Genomic DNA, 20914 nt, shown 5'->3' with positions numbered 1-20914 from the left:
TTAGAGGTAAAAGTTCAGATTTTTCAAGAAAGGAGGTTTTGTAACCAAGGATGCTCGCTACTTCTCAAACACAACATTTGACATTAACTCTGGATGCAATCCAAAATGAGTCATCTCAGTTTTACGGCATTTTTGCATTAACATAATATCTACAGTTTCAATGTAAGTATATCAAATAGTAGCATTTTCGTCAATGCAGTATTCCCAATGAAAAGCAGGGTTATTTTTTGAAACAGCCGATCAGGACATAATCAGATGGGAAAAATTCATTTTGTATTCAAATTACATGTAAAAAATGATACAATTACAACACAATGAAAAATAGAATATATTTTCTCTCGTTAATACTTGCTTTTGTGTTTCTTTCCGTTTTAATTATTTCAAAACATGAGATATGGAGGGATGAGGGACGGGCCTGGTTAATTGCAGGATCCGCAGAATATTTACCGACACTATTTAAAGCTTTAAAATATGACGGGACCCCCGCTCTCTGGCATTTAATACTGAACCCCTTTGCAAAAGCCGGATTACCTATTATTACCATGAGCATTCTGCATTTTCTTATAATATTCTCGGCTATTCTCATTTTTTTAAGGTTATCCCCTTTTTCCCTGCTTCATAAAACTCTGTTTATTTTTGGATACTATATCCTTTATGAGTACAATACAATTGCAAGGAGTTACTCTTTAACTGTTTTATTTTTATTTATAACCGCCTCAATTTACAAATACAGATTTAAAAAACCTTATTTATATTTTATTACTATATCCCTGCTTGCAACTTCTAATTTACACAGCTTGTGTATTTCAATAGCTTTAGTTCTTTTTTATTTTTATGAGATAATAGCGGGGGAAACAGCTTCGAATCATTTCGAGAAGAATATTGACAATAAGATATTCACCTATAAACATTTTATGGCTGCTCTGATCTTCGGCAGTACTCTTCTTTTTTGCGTCTATCAGCTTCTTCCTCCCTCTGATCTTACAAGGACCTTAACAGGCTGGAAAGGAAGCAAGCTAAGTACGATCCCAAATGCTCTTATATCAGCTTTTTTCCCGGTTCAAATACCCCAACTCAATTTTTGGAACACAAAATTACTTTACTATCCGGATACGGGAAGATACTTTTGGGGATTTCCTCTCTTGTTAATGTCGTTATTGGTTTTCATCAGAAAACCTAGAGCTATGGCAATATATTCTTTGACTTCTTTATCACTTCTGGCATTATTCGCTCTTAAATATGGCGGAAGCACCAGACATCACGGATTAATATTTATACTTTTTATATTTTCATTATGGATAGCTGAGAATTATAAAGAATATTCTTTTTTTCCCGGAAAAAAAACAAATAATATATTTTCTGTCCGAACAATTAATATTATTTTTACTATTTTACTGATTTTTCAGGTATTAGCATCTCCTATTCCGGCTTACTTCGACAACAAATATGATTTTTCGGCAGGAAAAAAGGCTGCAAACTATCTGCAAAACAACAAATTCCTAAATGAAGATACTTTTGTATGTGTTTATGATTTTTTCAGCGCGGAAGCAATACTGCCTTACACTAAAACCGGATTTTATAGTATTGAAAACTCTAAATTTGAAAGATTTATAATTTTTAACACCGGTTGTGATAAGGCATTTGAAACTACCATTAAATATAAAACTGACATAATTGACAAAGCAACTGCCGGTAAAAACTATAAAAACATTATTTTAATTCTAAACTCGGAGAACAAAGATCAGAATTTTTTAAAAGCATATAAAATGACAGCGTATTTCGACAAAACAATTGTTAGAGATGAATCTTATTATATCTACTTAAAAAAGTAACTAACAAAAGAACAGTTTACAGTGTACCGTTTACTGTTTATTACAATAATAATTTCTAATTTTTCCACTGTAAACGGCTTTTACATCTCTTGTAATTTCATCTTGTATTGACAATCAGTGATTTTATTACTATAATATTAAAATGAAAAACAAATTATCAATGTTAATTCTCTTCATGATTTACGCCTCTTTCGTTTTATCAGAAACAGCTGCGAAAGGTACGGGTATTACGGAAATAGACAAATTCGATAAAACCATCAGGGAATTTGCAGACTCAATTGAAAAAGGTAAGTCAAAACAATCCGTTGATAATTTTATAAAGCTTATTAAGCTTGTCCCCAATAGAGAAGTTATCTCTAAGATCTCAGAACTCAGCGGATTAAAAAAATCCTATCCGTTAGCTTACAGCAAGTCCTATGATTGGACTCCTGCCTTTTCTCCCGACGGACGTTCTATTCTCTATCAGTCCTGGCAGAAAGGCAAAGCAATGGTTAATAATTCAATATTTGTAATGGACATTTACGGAAAAAACCAACGTGAACTATTGGACGGGACTTATAATAACGCTTCTCCTATCTTTTCTCCTGACAGCCATACTGTTCTTTTTTTAACCTGGAGGAAAGACACTAGCGGAGACGGCAAAATAAATTCTAAAGATAATCCGTCTTTTTTTACTGTAGATGCACATTCAAAAACGCAAAAAGAAATAATCCCGGCTGATTTTAAAAACTTTGAGCCGGTATTTTCTCCTGACGGAAGCCATATTATATATAATAGTTTCAGGGACGACACAAATAAAGATGGCAAGCTAGACAACAAAGACAACCGTTCTCTATTTTTAAAAGATCTAAAAAGCGGGGAAGAGCTCAGGATCTCACCGGAATTTGCCTCCAATAAACCTTGTTTTTCTCAGGATGGAAAAATAATTATCTTTCAGTCCGTGAAAAGAGATACAAACGGGGATGACACTATTAACTTTTATGACAACAAGGCGCTTTATTCTTATTCGATGGAAACTAAAGAGCTCAAGGAGCTTACAAATGATGAAACAGACAATACAGCCGGGGGATTTTCCAAAACAGGGAAGTTCGCTTATAATTCCGCCAAGAACAATAAAAGAGCAATATATGTCTGCGATATCTCCGGCGCGCGGAAAGTTAAAATAGTTGGCGATGAGTATGACAATGAATTTTGCTCCTTTTCTCCTGATTCAAAGAGGATTGCATTTTATAGCTACAGAGTTGATACAAACGGCGACAAACAAAGAAACACTATGGATAACAGATCCATTTATCTTACGGATACACATGGAGTTGAGGACGAAATACTAATTGCAGGTCCCAGGTTTGACAATGATTTTATATCTTTTTATCCTGACGTTAAAAAAGTTATTTTCCAAAGCCTGAGAACCGATACTAACGGAGACGGATTGATTAATATACTGGATGAAGGAGCTATTTACATTGTAGATATAATCTCCTCTCCTGAATTAAAAATAACCACAGCTTTAAAACGTGACGACAGTGCGACCAGAATTATTAATATTACAACAGATCCTCTTTTTAAGGGTATTTCAAAGGAACAACAAGTCGATATTCCCAGCCGCTGGAAAACTGATTTTGTTAAAGGCGGTGAATATCATTTTAAAGCTATGGCTGAATTTAAGAACGCTGCCGAATTCAAGAAAGAAGATTACGATGTAACTATCACCAGACAATATAAACTATTCAATATTATCCATGAATACAAAGAAGGTTTTTTAAAGAAAAACTTTGAAGAATCCAACCAAAATACTTTTCTAGCTTTGAGCCGTGAGCTTTCTAAAACCTCCACAAAAAAACTTGTGATACAATACAAGCTTTCTGTTCCCGGAGAAATAATTGACAGAAATTCGGATCAAATCAAAGGTCGGACTATAACCTGGACCATTCCTTTGGAAAGTATAATGCAGACAAACAAAGACTATGTAATGTATGTAAAATATAAGACCATAAACTATTGGTTAGCGGCTGCTCTTCTGGCAATATTATTAGGTGTTGTTTCGTACTTCTTTGTCAGGGGAATAGGAAGAAGAAACGAAAAGCTTGCCAGGCAGAACGTAATGGCTAAAGAACTTACTGAAGCAAAAATATTTCTGGGAAATGCGTATAAAAACAGAGGCCTCTTTGAGGAAGCCATAAAAGAGTTCAAACAAGCCGCGGAAACATCTCCAACTCAATCAGAATGTTATTACAATCTTGCAGTATGCTACGGTGCACTTGGTAAAAACCGTGAGGCCGAAATTGCTCTTAAAAAAGCCCTCCTGGTAAATCCTGAACTAATCGAAAGAGCTAAGAAGGAAGAACACTTAAAGCAGGCAATAAAGCAAGGAAAGCAATAACAGCAAGAACAGAAATTAAAGTAAGGGAAGCATAAAGCAAAGACAGCTCAACATACCACTGCAAATTAATACAAACCTTTTCCGTTTTCCTTACTATACTTCTTTTCCTGTACTTGTTTTCTTACTTTGTTCCTTTTTCTCACTGTTCTTGCTTGTTTTGCTTCCCTTGCTTACTTATTAATTCTGAATTTACTCAAACTTATCTGAAGAGAATCAATCGTGGTCTTAAGCTTGTTTATTAAATCTATCGTTAATTTCTTTTCATGTTTGTAGTCTGCGCATTCTTTCAGCAATTGATTAGCAACTTCCAAAAGTTTATTTGCCTCTCTCCGTTGTTCAAATACTATCGCTGCAACACTCTTTTTAGCTTCATGCAAGGATATTACAAGGTCTGTAAGTTCCTGAGCACTCTTTTCATCAGTTTCAAGAGTAAAATCACCTCTTTTAATAGCTTCAATTTCTTTTTTAAGCTTTGCTAAAGGTGCTGCAATCCTACCGAACAAAAGAAGACTAACGGCAGCTACCGCAATAAAAAGCACAGGAATCAACATGAGGAGAGTACTGTTAACCTCGGAAAAAACAACGCTTTTTGTCAGACTGCTCTCAGAAACATCAGGCAACCTGTATACCATTTCGCTTACAATCGAATAATACATTCCCCCGCCGATAACAATAGTCGTGAACAATACAACAAGCAGAACCATTATAAGATATTTAACTTGAAACTTTCTTTCCGGAGTCATATTTATTCCCCTCCCTCTTTTTTGGATTCTTTTTTCTTCCCTTCTTCGCCTTTCATATGCCCGCCTGCTTTAATTACTTTTTCGCTTCCCATATTTTTAAAGAAAAATACTATCCGCCTGTTCTTTTTTTTATTTTCCACTGTATCATTTGGAGCCACCGGCTTAAACTCACCATACCCTATAGCTGCGAGCTTGCCCGGAGGAAATTGTTTTTCATTTATTAAGTATTTTACAACATTTGTGGCACGCGCAGTAGATAACTCCCAATTTGATGAATATTGAGGAGTATTTATCGGATCAGCATCCGTATGACCCTCCACTACCAGCTCGTTTGGAAGTTTTATTATCTCAGGTATTATTTTATCAATCATTTGCTTTGCTTCCGGAGTAAGCTCGGCTTTTCCTATTTCAAAAAAATTAAAATTACCCTTTTCTTCCAAGGAAATCTTTAAACCTTCTTTTGTCGTTTTAACATCACCGCTAACTTCGCCTTTGTCCATTTCTTTCTGAACTTCACTTGCAGCTTTATTTGCAGCCGGTTGAAGTGCTGCTTGCAAAGCATAAAGAATGATAAAAAAACAACACAACTCTGTCATTAAATCGGCATAATTAATAAGCCAGGGTGGAGCCGGATGACCTATCTGAGCTACTCTTGGGTCACTCGAATCAATCATGTCCCTTGATTTCAAAGGCATTTTTTATTTTCCCCCGGCAGGCCCTGCTGCTTTTCCGACACTCCCTGAATCTTTCTTAACCATTTTTCTTGCTGAAGGATCAAGATATGCAACAAGATTTGCTTCGACTACGCTCGGGCTTGTACCGGCTTGAATAAGCAAAATGCCTCTGACAATAATCTCTTTTACCAGCAATTCTTCTTCTGATCTCCTTTTAAGCTTTCCTGCAATAGGAAGAAAAATAATATACCCCGCACCTAAACCGTAAAAAGCCGCTGCCAGAGCCAGTGCCATTCTTCTTGGAACTTCCGAAGCATCTGATATATTTCTTAACATGAGAATCATTCCAAGTACGGTACCGATAATTCCAAGCGCGGGAGAGTATGTTCCCAAAGCATTAAATATTTCCTGTCCCACTTTATGTCTTTCTTTGATAAACCCCATTTCTGTTTCCATCATGGTACGAATAAATTCCTGATCGGCCCCGTCAATGAGCAGCTGCATACCTCTCTTGAGAAAATCATTTTCTATTTTTTTTACATCTTCCTCAAGAGAAAGAAAGCCTTTTTGTCTTGCTTTAACTGCAAGATTCACAAATATAGAAACAATCTGAGATGTATCTTCTTCTTTATTTGAAAAAGCTTTTCCTAATACTTTAAAAACACCCAGTACTTGTTTTAAAGGATAATTTACAAGGATGGCGCTAAGAGTGCCTCCAATAACGACCATGAAAGCTTCTGCAGAAATAAAAGCCGCAAATCCGGCAACACCTTCTCCCATTAACACAGACCCGGCCACAAGAATTAGGGCAGCAACTAAACCTACTATTGTTGATATATCCATTAATACCTCCGTATGAGCTATTAAAATTATACAGCAAAAGGATTAGAAAAACAAGTATGTAGAAAGGTTGCACATTCAGCGTTAACACGTTACTAACGTTCTTCTTCAAGGAGTTTTTATTAAATTACACTACAATAATGTAAACCGTGAGAAACGTTTCAACGTGGAACTTTCTAACGGTGCTTTAATCTCTTAACCCTGTCCATAAAGGCTTTTATTTTTGATTCGTAGCCCATACCGGTGGGCTCATAGTATTTTCTGCTTTCTGTTAAGAACTCCTGACCTGAAACTCCGCCTTCATAGTCATGAGAATATTTATAGTCAACACCATGTCCTAATTCTTTCGCACCCTTATAACCAGTGCCTTTTAGATACACCGGAACTTCAAGCGTTTTATTGTTTTTAACATCCTCAAGTGCTTTATCAATTGCAATATAAGACGCGTTGCTCTTTGGAGCGGTTGCAACATAAACCACGGCCTGAGCCAGAGGAATTCTGGCTTCCGGCATACCGATGAACTCTGATACCTGCAGGGCTGTATTTGCAATAACAATTGCCATGGGTTCGGCATTCCCTACATCTTCCGAAGCGCAGATAACTATCCTCCGGGCTATAAAACGGGGATCTTCTCCTGCATAGATCATCTTTGCAAGATAATAAAGCGCCGCATCAGGGTCTGAACCACGCATGGACTTTATGAAAGCGGAAATCGTATTATAGTGTTCGTCATCGCTCTTGTCGTAAACTATCTTTTTCTTTTGTATTGATTCCTGTGCTATCGCTAAATCAAATATTATAATTCCGTTTTCATCTGGATTAGAAGTAAGAACTCCTATTTCCAGAGCGTTCAAAGCCATACGAGCATCACCATCAGACTTTTCCGCTATGTGTCCCAGCGCGTCCTCACTGAGTTCAACCTTAAAATTACCAAGCCCTTTCTCTTTATCCTTAAGCCCGTTTTTCATAATGGTTTTAACAGCTTCATTCGAGAGAGCTTTTAATTCAACAATAAGCGACCTGGATATAAGCGCAGGATTTACATAAAAATACGGATTTTGTGTTGTTGCTCCTATCAGAACAACATTGCCGTTTTCCACATCCGGCAGAAGCGCATCCTGCTGTGTTTTATTAAACCTGTGAATTTCGTCTATGAAAAGTATCGTTTTCTTCCCGACAGTAAAAAGCCGTTCTTTTGCGATAGCTATGACTTTTCTAAGATCTTCAACACCCGAAAGAACCGCGTTTACCTCAACAAAAGCAGCTTTTGTTTTTCTCGCAACAATATTTGCTATGGTGTTTTTTCCGGTGCCGGGAGGGCCAAATATTACAAGGGAGGATATTTTATCCGCTTCAATTGCTCTTCTTAAAAGCTTGCCTTCACCCATAACGTGTTCCTGTCCGACAAATTCATCAAGAGAACCCGGGCGCATCCGTTTTGCGAGGGGCGCGTTCCTGTCGATTTGTTCCGATATGTCGTTAAAAAAATCAGCCATAACACCTTTGAAAAAGGTTACACGTTGCACGTTTCAAGGTTGCTAACGTTAAAAAAAGAATGACTAAGTACAAATGACTATTTTAGGAGTTATATACTTTTATAAATAATGGCGGTGCCGTTTCCCGCCTACATTAAATTGTCATTTGTCATTCGTAATTTGTAATTGTCTTTTAAAAATAAATCCCCACACTACCGTGAAACCTGGTTTTTGAACCGTTTCTGTCAAGTGGGTGCCCTGTCTTACATTTAGGCTCCCCTTTCGGGTATGCGCACCGTGCAAGAACGCGGACTCCCGACAAAAAGGTATTGGATCAAAAATTTTCAGGCCTGCGCGAATAGAGCAGGGATTTAAAAATACTATTAACTAGAAATAGTAGATAACGCCCAGATTGTTCGTCGTTACCACACAGTGCGAGAACACAAATGCAGGAGTTACCGTAAACAGAAGTCCGGTACCCGCAGAAAGAGAAAGATTCTTTGTTACAAAATATTCGATATTAAGCATCAGAGGAATAGAGAAATTTACCACTCCGCCGAAATCAAGTCCTACGGCCGGTCTAAACTGAAGCACTACCGGGTATTTATTTGCCATAACCATATCCACTCCAAGCTGAATACCAAATACCTGGGTATTTGCGGTATTAACACCGATTGAAGCATCAAGACCAAAACCGTCAGATAACCACATCTTTATACCCAGCGGAGTACCGGAGTTCATATAACCAACACCAATTTTTCCTTTTAAACTTGCTTCCTGTGCCGAAGCAACAGAAGAAAAACCAATTACAACCGCAAGAACTGTAACTACTAAACCTAACTTTTTCATTTAATTTCTCCTTGTTAAATTATTGAACTATCAATGTTCCGTACGCATACCCTTTCGTAGAATCAGAAGAATCTGATATTGTAGCTACAACTGAGTAAGTACCTGCAATCAAAGTCTTTGAGGGTACATTCTCTGTTCCTCCGGTCGGAGTTACTCCGAATCTAATCGATGTCGGAAGAGACGGAACCAATACATTCATGTAATGTTCTGTTGTCGCATCATTTACCATAAAAAACAAGTTGCTTCCTGATATCCCGCTATAATTGATTGAGAAAGTCGGAATAGTTGAAGAACTGATGTTTATTACTTGTATATCAGCTATTGCAGCAACCAGTGTAGTATGGAAAGTAAGATTCAACGTAGAACCGGTGTTTGTAGCTGAACCGTTACCACTTGCACTTGCAGAAGACCCTCCGCCGGTAATACCGGAACTAACCCCCGTAAAAACATTCACATTCGCAACACTGGTATCACCTAACTGGGTAGACACAGTGCTGGTTTGCTGAGTATTTACTGAAGTCGATCCACCGCTATTACTTGTTACACAAATAGTCGATGACGAGGAAGATGATGAAGCCGCGTTTGCGCCTATCGACATTGAAGACATAGAGGGACCGACAGGACTTTTGCTGCAAGCTGATAAAATAAAGCTCGCCGCAAAAAGTGCACACATTTTTAATGTTGTTTTTTTCATGTTTTCACCTCCTTTTCCATTTAGATTTTGTTTATTATCTTACCGTAAAGTTACCGCCACCGCCAAGACTATTATTATCTGTATCATTATCATAAACTATGATTGAAACATAATAATTCCCGGGTGTCAATGTTACCGCCGGCGTAACTACCGTTCCTGAAGAAGTAGAACCATAAATGACAGAACCGCTGCTTCGTGACAGATTTTTAATTTCCCAGAATGTCCCAATGGGGTCCAATTTGGCTACAATTATGCGTACTTTCTGATAAGCCGGATTAACAACTGATGCATCCCAGGCAATACGGGGCGAGCCGGAAACATAGAACCAGGTATGGTCTGCGGCTTCAGGGTCATAAAGAGTGTAGGTAATTGTTTCAGAAGCCGACTCACTGACGGTGCTTGAACTTCCTGAATTTCCGATACCGGTCATTGAAGAACTCACACCGGTAGAAGAGTTCACACTTGTAACACCGGTATCTCCTGTTTGAGTAGAAACAGTATTCGTCTGTTGAGTATTTACAGAAGTTGATGCACCGCTATTACTTGTCACACAAATAGTCGATGCTGACGAGGAAGTCGAGGAAGCGCTTATCGACATTGACGGCATTGAAGGACCTATCGGACTTTTACTGCAAGCAGTGAAGACAATTACCGTCAAAATTATAACGCTAAGAACCACTGTAAACTTTTTCATCTTCCTCCATTCTAAAATACTTCAAGTTCTCTTATCCCATTAAAGACTTCTTCTTCAGTTATTTTTGCCAAGCAATCATATTTTACTTTGTTTTTTTTACAAGTTCTATCATAACATGGACCGCATTCCAGCTGTTTATATATTACTTTTGTTCTGACACCTGACGGTTTTGTCCACGCAGGATTTGTAGAGCCAAATATTGCTAACACCGGCAATCCTAAAGCAGCGGCTATATGCATAGGACCTGTGTCATTCGTTATAAAAAGACCGCATTTTTTCATTAATCCTGCGCTTGTCAAAATATCATCAACGGGACACGAAGTAATCTTATCACTATATATAGCGTTTTTCAATAGAAAATTTACTATATCTAGTTCTTTTGGTCCTCCAAAGATAAGAATATGCGAGTTATTTTCTTTCATAAGTCTATTAATTACTTTAAGATAGCGTTCTTTTGGCCAAACTTTGGCAGGTCCGTAGGTTGCTCCCGGACAAATACCGGTAAGAAAACTCATATTTTCAAAACCTTTTGTTTTGAGGGTTTCATGAGCTTTAATGAGATTCTCTTCAGGAATAAAAAACTCCGGTATTATTTCTGCTTTTTTTATTCCTGCAGTTTCTAGAATTTGAAAATATTCCTCCACCAGATGCTGCAACCTTGGCTTAACATGAAGAAGAACCTTTTTGGAGAGAAACAGACCTCTATGCTCTGTAGGATAGCCGACACGTTCTTTTACTCCCCACCACCAGAACTTGAAAGCGGATGAAAACGAGTTTGTTAAAATAATCCCTAATTCAAAATTTTCTTTAATAATCAGTTTATCGTCTGTACTTTCAATATAGATCTTATTGACATAGGGAAGGCCTTTTAATAATTCCGCCGATCCTTTTCTTAGAACCAGACCAATAAAAGCTTCCGGATAGTTTTGCCTGACGGTTTTAATAACCGGTATTGAAATTACAGAGTCTCCAATCCAGTTTGGACCTTTTATCAGTATTTTTTTCACTTTCTTCCCGTCAATTCCCATAATTTTGCGTATTTAACAAAGTTGTAACAGGAACTTAAAACACAGATACAAAATCCGGCAAAACCATCAAGCAAACCAAATCGTAATAAATACATTTTAAAGAAAGTTGCAATTGGATTAATTAAAATCTTTGCTTTAGAGAATTTTCTGCCGTCTCTCATGTATTGCTGAGCAGCAAGCGAAGTATATTTATTAAATTGTTCAAAGTATCCGCCGATACTTCTGTAAGGAAAATGCAGGAGCTCTTGTTCTAAAGTGCTTTTGCGTCCCTTAAGAATAACACTTTCATGCACAAGCTTATTTTCATCAAATCTCCCTGCACTTTTCTTGAAAAATCTTAATTGTTTATCCGGATACCAGCCGCAATGCCTGATAAATTTCCCCATGAAGTAGGGCTTTCTTTTCATGTAAAACCCGTCATACTTCGTACTTTCAAGATATCTTATTTTCTGTTTTAATTCTTCACTTAAAACTTCATCCGCATCAATACTTAAAATCCATTCATTCCTTGCACGGGAAATGCCGTAGTTTTTCTGTTTTGAAAACCCCTCCCATTTCCTTTTTATTATATTTGAGGTATATGATAATGCTATTTTACATGTATCGTCCCTGCTAAAGGAATCGATAACTATTATTTCATCAGCAAAAGCAATAGATTCCAAACATCGCCTGATATTTGCTTCTTCATTATGCGTTATTATTACAACAGAAATCTTCATAGTTATATCTTAGCAAATATTTACGGGTTTTTCTATAATTTAAAAGCAAAACGACAATATTCCGATTAAGACAAAGGAAAACCATCATGTAATTCACTTTTATTGTGAAATCTATCCAAAATATCTTTTTATATCAAACTAAATAAGCCTACAGGGTATAAATTGTTATTGCTTTCTGTTTAAATTAATAATATAATTTTATCAGATATGTTTTAAGGGGGACTTAGATGAAAAAGGTTTTTATGCTGGTTTTGCTTGCAGCTCAAATATGGGCAAGTGACAAAATTTCAATGGCTGTATATGATTTTGACGCCTCCGGAATGCAACAGGAGGATGCCTCTTCCGTTGCAGATTTCGTCCAGGAAGGTCTCATGCAGACAGGAAGATTCAATCTTATAGAAAGAAAAGACGTTCAGCGTATTCTCAAGGAACAAATGTTCCAAAAGACCGGATGTACTTCAACAGAGTGCGCGGTTGAAGTAGGAAAAATGCTCAATGTCGGCAATATAATCAAAGGTAAAGTTTCCAAGATGGGGACAAGGATAATTATATCCATAAGTCTTGTAGATGTTGAATCAGGAAAAATAGTTCTTACCGACAGCGTAGAATGCGGTTCCATTGAACTTTTAAATACCGGCTCAAAAAAGCTTGCGGAACACTTCAGTAAAGGTGTCGCTGTTAAAGGAAAAGTTCTAAAAACCATGGAAAATGATGTTATAATAAATCTTGGGATGGATGACGGTATTAAAAACGGAGATATGCTTAACGTAGAAAGACTTGGAGAAGCAGTAAAAGATGACAATGGGAAGATTGCCTTCCAGGAAAAAACAAAAGTTGGCGTAATCTCAGTAAAAGATGCATCCACCTCCGGTTCAAAAGCTCAGATCCTTGAGGGTAACAAAATCATTCAAATCGGAGACATCGTTGAGCTAAAAATAGAAAAGCTGAGACCTCTTGATGCGATATTAAGCTCAAACGATTATAGTTCCTATTCTCAATACTCAAATGAGTCAGAACCTAAAACAATACTTAGTTCAAGAAAATTCAAAACAGCAAATCCTGATATAAGTTCCAACGAAGAAGCCCCCGGTGGTTTTTTTGGAACTTATGAGTTTTCAGGGAACTACTCTTTTTCAAGAGAAAATACATCAGGAACGACAGTAATCTCATTAACTCCGCTGGGAACATTTAATAATCACTTTTCGGTAGGTTTCGAATTCGGAACTTCTGTTTCTGAATTTCTTTCAATCGGAAATATACTAAGTTTCCTTGTCCCTCCGGAGTTTAAATATTTATCGGATGTTATTGATGAGGACAGAGCCTTATTCCTTTTTGTTGACGGGATATATCTCAGATTTTATCCTTTTGTAGGCTTGATTAATCCTTCTTTCTCTCAATATAAAAAAGCGTCGCAGCAGAGAGGGACGTTTCAGCCATATTTAAGCCTTGATGGAAATCTTTTTCTGGGGGTTTTCAACCCTGATGTTAACTCCAATTTTGCCATACAGGTTTCTTCTGTGTTTTTATTCGGCTTCGGAATGGATCTTAAGGCAGGCTTAGAGTTAGGAAATATATTTTATGTTGAGTTTGTATGGCGCTTGCTTTCGAGTGCTAACGGCTCAACCACTATTTACGACTCAAACGATGTTGAGATGGGAACTCAATCTTATTCATTTGATCTGAACACAATGGGATTAGGAGTAGGTTTCAGGTTCTAGACAGAGAAGGAAATAAAAAGCCTGCAGATATTTTCGCGGGGCTTTATTGTGCAGGCGGTTTTGAAAACAACTGGTGTAAACACTTGGATGCCTGCCCTTAAGGTGGAGTCTCACTTTTACTGATTCTATTATATGTTTTTTTCCATCTTTCTGGAATAAAACCACAATCTGATTTTATCCCTTAAAGAAACATCCAAAAACTTTATTGCGTAATAATAAGTAAAACTTTCTTTTCCTGTACGGACTATTCTGCCTTTAATATTTTCAAAATACTGACCGTTATTAAGAATGAATTTAACAAGAATATCATCTTCGTCACCAAAATGTTTATTTGATTCTACGCGTATTCCGCCATAACTTACATCCGTGATATAACCACCAGATAAATATTTTCCGCTAAAATAATTATAAATATCAACCTTAACAATTGTGTTTACTCTGGAGTTTCTTCTTTTTTCAAACACGGAGTCTCTCATATTTTCAGGATTTTGGTCTATTTTTATGGTGCCGAGAGACAGACTTGAACTGTCGACGCCAGAATTTTCAGTCCTGCGCTCTACCAGCTGAGCTATCTCGGCACACACATTTTACGCTAAACTAAAGTGAATGCCATTATCCATTAAATTATTATTAAATATCATAACACAATCTGCTTGCCTTTTTCCACTGAATTTATTTCAAGAAGGGTTATCCTTAACGATTCTTTTGCATCATAAGGAGTAACAACCGAAGGTGTTTTTCCCTCTTCAATACAATTCAAGAAGTACTGAATTTCTCGTAAATATCCGTCACCTTCAGGTATCTTCGGGTTTACCGGTTCTTTTCCATCCTCATAAATAGTTAACCTGCAGTTCATACTGTTAAATTCCACAGCACCTTTTTCAAAAAGAGCCCAGAAAGCCATTCTAAACGGGTATTTTGATCCGTAAGCCCACCCGCCTTCAGCAAATATTTTAGGTCCTTTCCCATAATTATACTCTGTCATTATATGATCTACGCCTTTCGTAACTTTACCTTTTACGCCAATTGATGAAATAGTTTTTGGCGTGCCGCATATATAAAGGATATAATCGGTATCATGTATATGAAGATCAACAGCAGCCGACAGGCTCTTCTTTTCATCAAGTATCCAATTATTCCACGTCCATGTGGGAGTCGGAGAATGTCTCTGAAAATTTGCTTCAAGAAGCTTGCCCATAGAATTTTTTGTTATTAGTTCTGTAAGCACAACATATTCCGGCCAGAATCGTATCACATGTGCAACCATGAATTTAACTTTAGCTTTTTTTGCAGTATTAATCATTTCATCAGCGTCTTTAAGGCTAAGTGTCATTGGCTTTTCACAAAGGATATGCTTTCCCGCTTTTGCAGCTTTTATTACTGCCTCTTTGTGAAGATACGTGGGAAGACAAACATCAATAATCTCAACTTCAGGATCATTCAACATTTCATCGAGATTGGCATATATCTTAACTTCTGAGGTATTAAAAGAAACAGGTCTAGCCGCTTCAACAGAAAGGTTGCCTCCTGAAGAAATTCCATTAATAAGATTATTTGCTCTATTTAAATCCCTGTCACAAACCGCAACAAGTTTTGCTCCTTTGATTTTACAATAGGCACTAAAGTGAACACCCCCTATAAAGCCGCATCCCACTATCCCAATTTTTGTCATAACTCTTCTCCTCGTTTTTACTTTACAAACCTTATAAACTTCATTTTCTTCCTAATATTGCATCCATAGCAATTGAAGTAACTTTCAGACGGACTTCAGGAAAGTACTTGTAGTAGGGTATCATCTCCGCAGTAACCGGGCCTGAATAACCTGTTTCTTTTAGAGCTTTAACAACTTCAGGCCAGTTAACATCCCCTGATAGAAGATCAACAAAGCCGGTCATGCCACCATTACCGGATTCTCTTCTAAAGTCTTTAAAATGCACTGCTTTAATTCGCGTGCCCAGTATTCTTATCCACTGCTCAGCATAACCAAAAGGTATAATGTTTCCCACGTCAAAGTAGACACCAAGGTATTTACTGTTAAAATGATCGACAAAGTTTTTCATTTCTATAACACTCATGGAAAGGAACCTGTTCCATACATTTTCAATACCTATCGCTACTTTTTTCTTTTCAGCATAAGGTACCAACTGCTCTAAAGCGGTAACACATCTTGAATAAACATCATCATAAGATATTATCTCGGCTGCCGGATTAAAAAAAACATCAACAGCTCCTGGTATTACAAGTATTTTATCAACTCCGAGTGCTTCGGCTGTATCAATATATTTTTTTGTCATTTCAACCGCTTTTTTCCGTTCCTCAGCTTTTGAAGAGGCAAAATTGTACCCCCAGTAAAAACCCGCACAAAGTGAACTTATTTTTATTTTCTCAACTTTTGCAGTTTTAAGTATATCTGAAATTTCTTGACCTGTTGTAGACGGGGACAAAGTTCCGGCATCTCCAAAAGAAAGCTCTATTCCTTCATATCCAAGAATCCGAGCCTCTTTAATTGCCTGGTTTACATTTTTCGTTCCTTCAAGCCCTCCTGGAAATGACCAAAAATTTATTGCTTTTATCATATTATCCTCCGCCTAGGCGTATTTCGCAAAGGATTTATGGTTATATATATACCTTTGCTCAACTCCCCTAGATATTTTTAATATGTCTTTAACTGCTTCTCTTGCTTCACTTACTGCTTTCCTTGCAGGTATTTGTCTATACTTTCAGAAACTAAAGCACCATCACCCACAGCTGTGGCCACCTGACGAAGATCTGAAACCCTGCAATCTCCTGCAACAAAAACACCCTCTACCGAGGTTTGAAGTGATCTTTCAGCCGTAATAATATGACCTTTCTCATCCATTTTTAATAAATTTTTGCAGAAAGCGGTGTTTGGCTTTTGTCCTACGGCAACAAATACACCTTCCACCCCTATTTTTGATTCTTTTTCCGTTTTGACATTTTTAACAACAATTGACTCAACCGTATCTTTACCTCGAATTTCGGTTACTATCGAATCAAGAACAGGTTTAATCTTTGTATTCTCGGAAATTCTTTTTTGAAGAAGTTTTGAACCGCGATATGCGTCACGTCTGTGTATTAAAAATACTTCAGAAGCAATACGGCTCAGATACAGCGCTTCTTGTAATGCTGAATTCCCCCCACCTACAACAGCTACCTTCCGGTTACGGAAAAAAGCTCCGTCACAAGTTGCGCAATAAGACACTCCTTTTCCTGTCAGCTCTTCCTCTCCGGGTATTCTTAATTTCTCATATCTTGAACCAGTTGATACAAGAACCGATCTCGCCTTGTATATTTTTTCGCTGCCTTTAACTGAAAAATCACCACCGCAGCCAGATATGTTTAAAACTTCTTCTGGAATTATGTTTGTTCCAAACTTTCTGGCTTGAGCTTCCATTTTTGAGGCAAGGTCATATCCTGCAATCCCCTCCGGAAACCCCGGATAATTCTCAAGATTATCTATTATTAAAGCCATTCCACCGGGAGATATTTTTTCCAATATTATGATTTTCAGACAGCTTCTTGCCAGATAAATACCGGCAGTAAGCCCGGCAGGACCAGCACCTATTATTAAAACATCATATACTTCAGACATTATTCCTTTCTCACAAACCGGATAACATATTTTTTATTGCCATTTCTTTTCTTAATTTATCAGACTCATCTTTTGCTGTTTTTAGATATTGCTCTAATAATTCTTTTTCTTTCTTAAACTTTTTTTCCAAGTCTTCCATTCTCGACTGATATTCTTTTCTTACTTTTTCTGTTTCCAGATCCTTCGCATTAATTTCTTTTTTTACCATGTTTTCATTCAGATATTTATTTTCTTTAACTGCTTTCAGCTCCGAATCTTTCAGCTTGAGGACATTCCGCAATTCCTCATTAAGTTTTTTTTCAATACTGACAGCTTTTTCTACAGCTCCTGAAACTATAGCTTTATCAAAACTTCCATCTTTTTGTTTTTTAATCTTCAAATCAACCACTTCTTTCTGCAAATTAGCAATTTTAAGATCTTTTTCATAAAGTAAATCTTTAAACTCATTGGCCTTATTTTTCAGTTGCCCTTCTAGATCCTTAACTATTGTCGCTTTTTCAATTTTCAACAGCATTATTTTTTTATTATTTTCTTCTTCTATCTCAGCTATTAACATCTTTCTATCAACTTTATTATCATCATTTCTGGCTTCAATTGTTTCCAGCTTTATTTTAAAATCTTCATTTTCGGCTCTGGTTTTTCTAAAATCAGATTCCGCACTTTCGAGCTCTTTTTCAAGATGTTTAATCTTTGCATATAATTTATCGCTTTCCTGTATAAAACCTGCGGACTGTCCTGCTTTTTCATCCAAAACAGATTTTAATTTATCTTCAGCGTATTTAAGATCATTTTCCTTTTTACTTCTTTCAGAAACAGCCTCAAGAAGTTCATTGTTTTTTGAAGAGATAACCCTGTCTTTTTCGGCAAGCATTGCATTTGAATACTCAAGCTGGTCTTTCAGTTTCGCCTCATATTTTCTCAGAATTTCTTCTTTTTCCTGCCAGAAAGACCTGTTCATTTCATCTATCTTTGCTTTATACAGGAGCTCTGAATCATCGCCGGCTTTATATGCTTTTTTTTGTATTTCAATCATCCTTAATTCATTTTCTTTTCTAAACTTATCCAGCTCGCTTTCTTTTAGCTTGAGCTGTTCTTCCAGCAGTTTAATCCTGCTGTCATTCTTACCTTTAAGCATCTCCATATCATTTACGGATTTATTAAGTTTTGCCTGTAACCCTTGAATTTCTTCATATAATTTTTTTACCGTCTTTTCATGCTCTAACTGCAGGTTAAAATACTTTTTCGAACTCTCATTTAGAGATCCCAATACATCTGCTTCTTTGCTTTTAATAATCTTTTCACTTTTAGACAAAGCATCTATAAGCGAATTTTCTTTTTCCTTTAGAGTACTTTCATATCTTTTTATCAACTCTTCGTGGTCTTTTACCATTCTCTGTATTTTGGTCTCATATCCTTTCCTGTATTCCTCGGATTTTTCGTTATATTTTCCCTCAAGATCTCTCTCTAATTCCAATTTTCTTATAGAGAGTTCCCTTCTGATATGATAATCTTTTTCCTTATCAAATTTTCTGACAATTTCCCTCGTTTCGTTGTCTTTGTTTCTTATTCCCGCCGAAAGTTCCGCTATTTTATTTTTCAACTCATGAAGCTGCTCTATATAGTTTTTTTCTTTATTCCCGAAATCAAGCATCAAACGGCTTTTTTCTGTCATAGCTTTTGCCATTTCAGCTTCCTGGTTCTTAATATTTTTTAAAGTTTCTTTCAAGTCTTTATAAGTATTAATATCAGAAACAACGGCTTTATTATCCTTCAGCTCTTCCATCATCTTCATTTGAAATTCATGTAGTTTTTGCAGTCGGGAATTCAGTTCCTGGTCTTTTTCGGCAAGCTCTTTCTTTACGGCAGCAAGTTGTTTTCTTTCATATTTAACATCCATTGCTGATTTTTCGTATTTCATCTTTTCTTTTTCTTCTAATGTCGGCTTTTTTACTATTTTTTTATGTTTTTGCATTTATGTTCCCCTGATTTTGACTGTTACTATTAACACTCCTCTATATCAGCCAACATCGATAAAAACCTGCGAATATGTTTTCAACACAACACACTAAGAAAATAGAAAACCGAGAATAGACCGAATCTATAATCTTCCTTGATCTATTTTCTATTGTCGATTTTCGATTCTCTGCCATAAACCATTCACTTTATTCAGGTTTTTGGCGGAGAGTCCGGGATTTGAACCCGGGGTACCGTTTCCAGTACAACCGCTTAGCAGGCGGTTGCCTTCAGCCACTCGGCCAACTCTCCATCATTTTTAATTTTCGAATTTCTAAAACTTCAACTGAAGTTATACTTTATCTTATTATTAAAGTAATCCTCTTCCCCTTCTTCTTGCACTTTTTCGAGTTTCGAATTTCTGATTTCGAGTTTCTAAAACTTCACTCGAAGTTTTAGTGTTATCTTATTATCAAATTTATTCCCGTTGCAATGTAAACTTTATAAAGCCCTTCTTTTCCTCCAAGATTTAGAGGCTCACATTCAATAACTTCAGCCTTTTTTCCTATCCGTTGATATGTGTCAGCCGAAATTAAAGCAACACCGATCCCGGAAGCTAAGGCAATACGGTTTGCTATTTCAACCGTGTCACCTAAAACCGTAAACTCCATCCGCTCTTTTGAACCTATAGTACCGACAATTGCGGGCCCCGAATGAAGACCAATACCTATACCATATGAAACTTTCAAAGGTGTTGGCAGCATAATACCGGAACTATTAAGGATAGAGTCGAATTTTTTTAAAATCTCAAACGAGGCTGCTAAGGCCCGGAGCTCATGTCCGTTTTCTTTTTCATCTCCCTCTTTAGCCTCAAAAACAGCCATAACCTCATCGCCGATAAATTTATTTACTATACCTTTATTTTTATGTATTATATTAACGACTTCCGTCAAGTAGATGTTTAAGAATTTCATAACATCTTCTACTCTAACCTTTTGATAAAACTCGGTAAAATTCTTAACATCGGTAAAAAGAATAGTTACATCTTTAATTTCACCTTTTGCGTCGTTGACTTGAAGCATTGACTGTCCTTTAAAATCAGTAAAGCGGGAAATTGTATTTTCATATTCTTTTTTCTGCCGTGTAAGATCTGTAATACGATCCGCCTGAATACCAATAAAATGCAATATTTTATTCCTTGCCGAAATTGTATCCTTAAGTTTTTCCAATTTATATTCTAAAGGAATTATTGATTTTTGCTGTAAATATTTTACAACATCATTAACTATAACTATAACATAATTTTTAATGGACCTTAGAGCAAGAAGATAGGAGAACAAACCGGCAATAATTACACCTGAAATCAGACTTATCAGAAAAGCAATCCAGACTATTGTATTCATTTGAATCACATTCCAGGTTTCAAAAGATTTTACTAATAAAAATATAGCAATCCCGACAAAAACGCCGTATATGATATATTCGCCGATCAAACCACCCTTATATTTATTATCTTTTTTGTCCATTTTCTACCGCCTGACAGAACTTCATTTAGTATAATTATCAATACTTACATATACCATTATATATAATGCTCTCTAAAAATGCAATCGAATTGAATGGCAATCAGCGATTCCGCAACAAGCAAATTAAGCCATAACTTTTGCACTGAAAAATCAAGGATTTTATTCTTTTGTGACCC

18 protein-coding genes, 2 tRNA genes and 1 other RNA gene are annotated in these 20914 nt (G+C 36.6%); 3 read left to right on the top strand and 18 right to left on the bottom strand.

The features are described from left to right. The first annotated feature begins 314 nt into the window (after positions 1 to 314). Together A2536_01390 and A2536_01385 are read left to right on the top strand one after the other, a co-directional pair. On the top strand, positions 315 to 1832 hold the full coding sequence (locus A2536_01390) for a hypothetical protein (protein OGF45861.1): 1518 nt from the start codon (positions 315 to 317) through the stop codon (positions 1830 to 1832). 175 nt (positions 1833 to 2007) lie between these two features. Next, positions 2008 to 4212: a hypothetical protein gene (locus tag A2536_01385; protein ID OGF45860.1), complete on the top strand. Its 2205-nt coding sequence runs from the start codon at positions 2008 to 2010 to the stop codon at positions 4210 to 4212. Positions 4213 to 4382: 170 nt separating this feature from the next. On the opposite strand, the gene A2536_01380 is transcribed toward A2536_01385, so the two are convergent. The 10 genes from A2536_01380 to A2536_01335 form a co-directional block, all read right to left on the bottom strand. Next, positions 4383 to 4955, bottom strand: a complete 573-nt coding sequence (locus tag A2536_01380) for a hypothetical protein (GenBank protein OGF45859.1) — start codon at positions 4953 to 4955, stop codon at positions 4383 to 4385. Between the two features lie 2 nt (positions 4956 to 4957). Beyond that, entirely contained in the window at positions 4958 to 5650 is a 693-nt protein-coding gene (locus tag A2536_01375; protein OGF45858.1) for a hypothetical protein, read from the bottom strand. A 3-nt stretch (positions 5651 to 5653) separates the two neighbouring features. Beyond that, complete coding sequence (locus A2536_01370; GenBank protein OGF45857.1) at positions 5654 to 6472, bottom strand: hypothetical protein; 819 nt, start codon at positions 6470 to 6472, stop codon at positions 5654 to 5656. A gap of 173 nt (positions 6473 to 6645) precedes the next feature. Beyond that, positions 6646 to 7965 (bottom strand): AAA family ATPase, encoded by a 1320-nt coding sequence (locus A2536_01365; protein ID OGF45856.1) that lies wholly within the window; start codon positions 7963 to 7965, stop codon positions 6646 to 6648. A 179-nt stretch (positions 7966 to 8144) separates the two neighbouring features. Further along, positions 8145 to 8317: non-coding RNA, 6S RNA (gene ssrS, locus A2536_01360), on the bottom strand. 14 nt (positions 8318 to 8331) lie between these two features. Then, positions 8332 to 8793 carry a hypothetical protein gene (locus A2536_01355; GenBank protein OGF45855.1) on the bottom strand — a complete coding sequence of 154 codons (462 nt, stop codon included), beginning with the start codon at positions 8791 to 8793 and terminating at the stop codon, positions 8332 to 8334. 19 nt (positions 8794 to 8812) lie between these two features. Then, entirely contained in the window at positions 8813 to 9487 is a 675-nt protein-coding gene (locus A2536_01350; protein OGF45854.1) for a hypothetical protein, read from the bottom strand. A 34-nt stretch (positions 9488 to 9521) separates the two neighbouring features. Beyond that, positions 9522 to 10181: a hypothetical protein gene (locus tag A2536_01345; protein OGF45853.1), complete on the bottom strand. Its 660-nt coding sequence runs from the start codon at positions 10179 to 10181 to the stop codon at positions 9522 to 9524. Between the two features lie 11 nt (positions 10182 to 10192). Continuing rightward, positions 10193 to 11209, bottom strand: coding sequence for a lipopolysaccharide heptosyltransferase II (locus A2536_01340; protein OGF45852.1), 1017 nt, complete (start codon positions 11207 to 11209; stop codon positions 10193 to 10195). After that, complete coding sequence (locus A2536_01335; GenBank protein OGF45851.1) at positions 11185 to 11928, bottom strand: hypothetical protein; 744 nt, start codon at positions 11926 to 11928, stop codon at positions 11185 to 11187. The genes A2536_01340 and A2536_01335 overlap by 25 nt, the downstream gene beginning before the upstream one ends. A gap of 227 nt (positions 11929 to 12155) precedes the next feature. Here A2536_01335 and A2536_01330 point away from each other — a divergent pair, with 227 nt between their 5' ends. Next, on the top strand, positions 12156 to 13646 hold the full coding sequence (locus tag A2536_01330; GenBank protein OGF45850.1) for a hypothetical protein: 1491 nt from the start codon (positions 12156 to 12158) through the stop codon (positions 13644 to 13646). Positions 13647 to 13774: 128 nt separating this feature from the next. Here A2536_01330 and A2536_01325 read toward each other — a convergent pair whose 3' ends face one another. From A2536_01325 to A2536_01290, 8 genes are all read right to left on the bottom strand, one after another. After that, positions 13775 to 14110, bottom strand: a complete 336-nt coding sequence (locus A2536_01325; protein ID OGF45849.1) for a hypothetical protein — start codon at positions 14108 to 14110, stop codon at positions 13775 to 13777. 38 nt (positions 14111 to 14148) lie between these two features. Continuing rightward, positions 14149 to 14224, bottom strand: a tRNA-Phe gene (locus A2536_01320). Between the two features lie 59 nt (positions 14225 to 14283). Beyond that, positions 14284 to 15318 (bottom strand): hypothetical protein, encoded by a 1035-nt coding sequence (locus A2536_01315; protein ID OGF45848.1) that lies wholly within the window; start codon positions 15316 to 15318, stop codon positions 14284 to 14286. A 40-nt stretch (positions 15319 to 15358) separates the two neighbouring features. Continuing rightward, positions 15359 to 16222, bottom strand: a complete 864-nt coding sequence (locus A2536_01310) for a hypothetical protein (GenBank protein OGF45847.1) — start codon at positions 16220 to 16222, stop codon at positions 15359 to 15361. A gap of 110 nt (positions 16223 to 16332) precedes the next feature. Beyond that, positions 16333 to 17259: a thioredoxin-disulfide reductase gene (locus A2536_01305; protein ID OGF45846.1), complete on the bottom strand. Its 927-nt coding sequence runs from the start codon at positions 17257 to 17259 to the stop codon at positions 16333 to 16335. A 10-nt stretch (positions 17260 to 17269) separates the two neighbouring features. Continuing rightward, positions 17270 to 19231, bottom strand: a complete 1962-nt coding sequence (locus A2536_01300; protein ID OGF45845.1) for a hypothetical protein — start codon at positions 19229 to 19231, stop codon at positions 17270 to 17272. 203 nt (positions 19232 to 19434) lie between these two features. After that, positions 19435 to 19524, bottom strand: a tRNA-Ser gene (locus A2536_01295). A 149-nt stretch (positions 19525 to 19673) separates the two neighbouring features. After that, positions 19674 to 20738 carry a hypothetical protein gene (locus tag A2536_01290; protein ID OGF45844.1) on the bottom strand — a complete coding sequence of 355 codons (1065 nt, stop codon included), beginning with the start codon at positions 20736 to 20738 and terminating at the stop codon, positions 19674 to 19676. Positions 20739 to 20914: the final 176 nt, after the last annotated feature.

This window comes from Candidatus Firestonebacteria bacterium RIFOXYD2_FULL_39_29, from assembly GCA_001778375.1.
Taxonomy (GTDB): Bacteria; Oederibacteriota; D2-FULL-39-29; order D2-FULL-39-29; family D2-FULL-39-29; genus D2-FULL-39-29.
Note: the sequence above shows the minus strand (reverse complement) of the source record. Positions and strands in the feature narration are given on the sequence as shown.

Bases quoted from the DNA above. Each gene is read 5' to 3' on its own strand.
- A2536_01390 (OGF45861.1), top strand. From the start codon at position 315: ATGAAAAATAGAATATATTTTCTCTCGTTAATACTTGCTTTTGTGTTT.
- A2536_01385 (OGF45860.1), top strand. From the start codon at position 2,008: ATGATTTACGCCTCTTTCGTTTTATCAGAAACAGCTGCGAAAGGTACG.
- A2536_01380 (OGF45859.1), bottom strand. From the start codon at position 4,955: ATGACTCCGGAAAGAAAGTTTCAAGTTAAATATCTTATAATGGTTCTG.
- A2536_01375 (OGF45858.1), bottom strand. From the start codon at position 5,650: ATGCCTTTGAAATCAAGGGACATGATTGATTCGAGTGACCCAAGAGTA.
- A2536_01370 (OGF45857.1), bottom strand. From the start codon at position 6,472: ATGGATATATCAACAATAGTAGGTTTAGTTGCTGCCCTAATTCTTGTG.
- A2536_01365 (OGF45856.1), bottom strand. From the start codon at position 7,965: ATGGCTGATTTTTTTAACGACATATCGGAACAAATCGACAGGAACGCG.
- A2536_01355 (OGF45855.1), bottom strand. From the start codon at position 8,793: ATGAAAAAGTTAGGTTTAGTAGTTACAGTTCTTGCGGTTGTAATTGGT.
- A2536_01350 (OGF45854.1), bottom strand. From the start codon at position 9,487: ATGAAAAAAACAACATTAAAAATGTGTGCACTTTTTGCGGCGAGCTTT.
- A2536_01345 (OGF45853.1), bottom strand. From the start codon at position 10,181: ATGAAAAAGTTTACAGTGGTTCTTAGCGTTATAATTTTGACGGTAATT.
- A2536_01340 (OGF45852.1), bottom strand. From the start codon at position 11,209: ATGGGAATTGACGGGAAGAAAGTGAAAAAAATACTGATAAAAGGTCCA.
- A2536_01335 (OGF45851.1), bottom strand. From the start codon at position 11,928: ATGAAGATTTCTGTTGTAATAATAACGCATAATGAAGAAGCAAATATC.
- A2536_01330 (OGF45850.1), top strand. From the start codon at position 12,156: ATGAAAAAGGTTTTTATGCTGGTTTTGCTTGCAGCTCAAATATGGGCA.
- A2536_01315 (OGF45848.1), bottom strand. From the start codon at position 15,318: ATGACAAAAATTGGGATAGTGGGATGCGGCTTTATAGGGGGTGTTCAC.
- A2536_01310 (OGF45847.1), bottom strand. From the start codon at position 16,222: ATGATAAAAGCAATAAATTTTTGGTCATTTCCAGGAGGGCTTGAAGGA.
- A2536_01305 (OGF45846.1), bottom strand. From the start codon at position 17,259: ATGTCTGAAGTATATGATGTTTTAATAATAGGTGCTGGTCCTGCCGGG.
- A2536_01300 (OGF45845.1), bottom strand. From the start codon at position 19,231: ATGCAAAAACATAAAAAAATAGTAAAAAAGCCGACATTAGAAGAAAAA.
- A2536_01290 (OGF45844.1), bottom strand. From the start codon at position 20,738: ATGGACAAAAAAGATAATAAATATAAGGGTGGTTTGATCGGCGAATAT.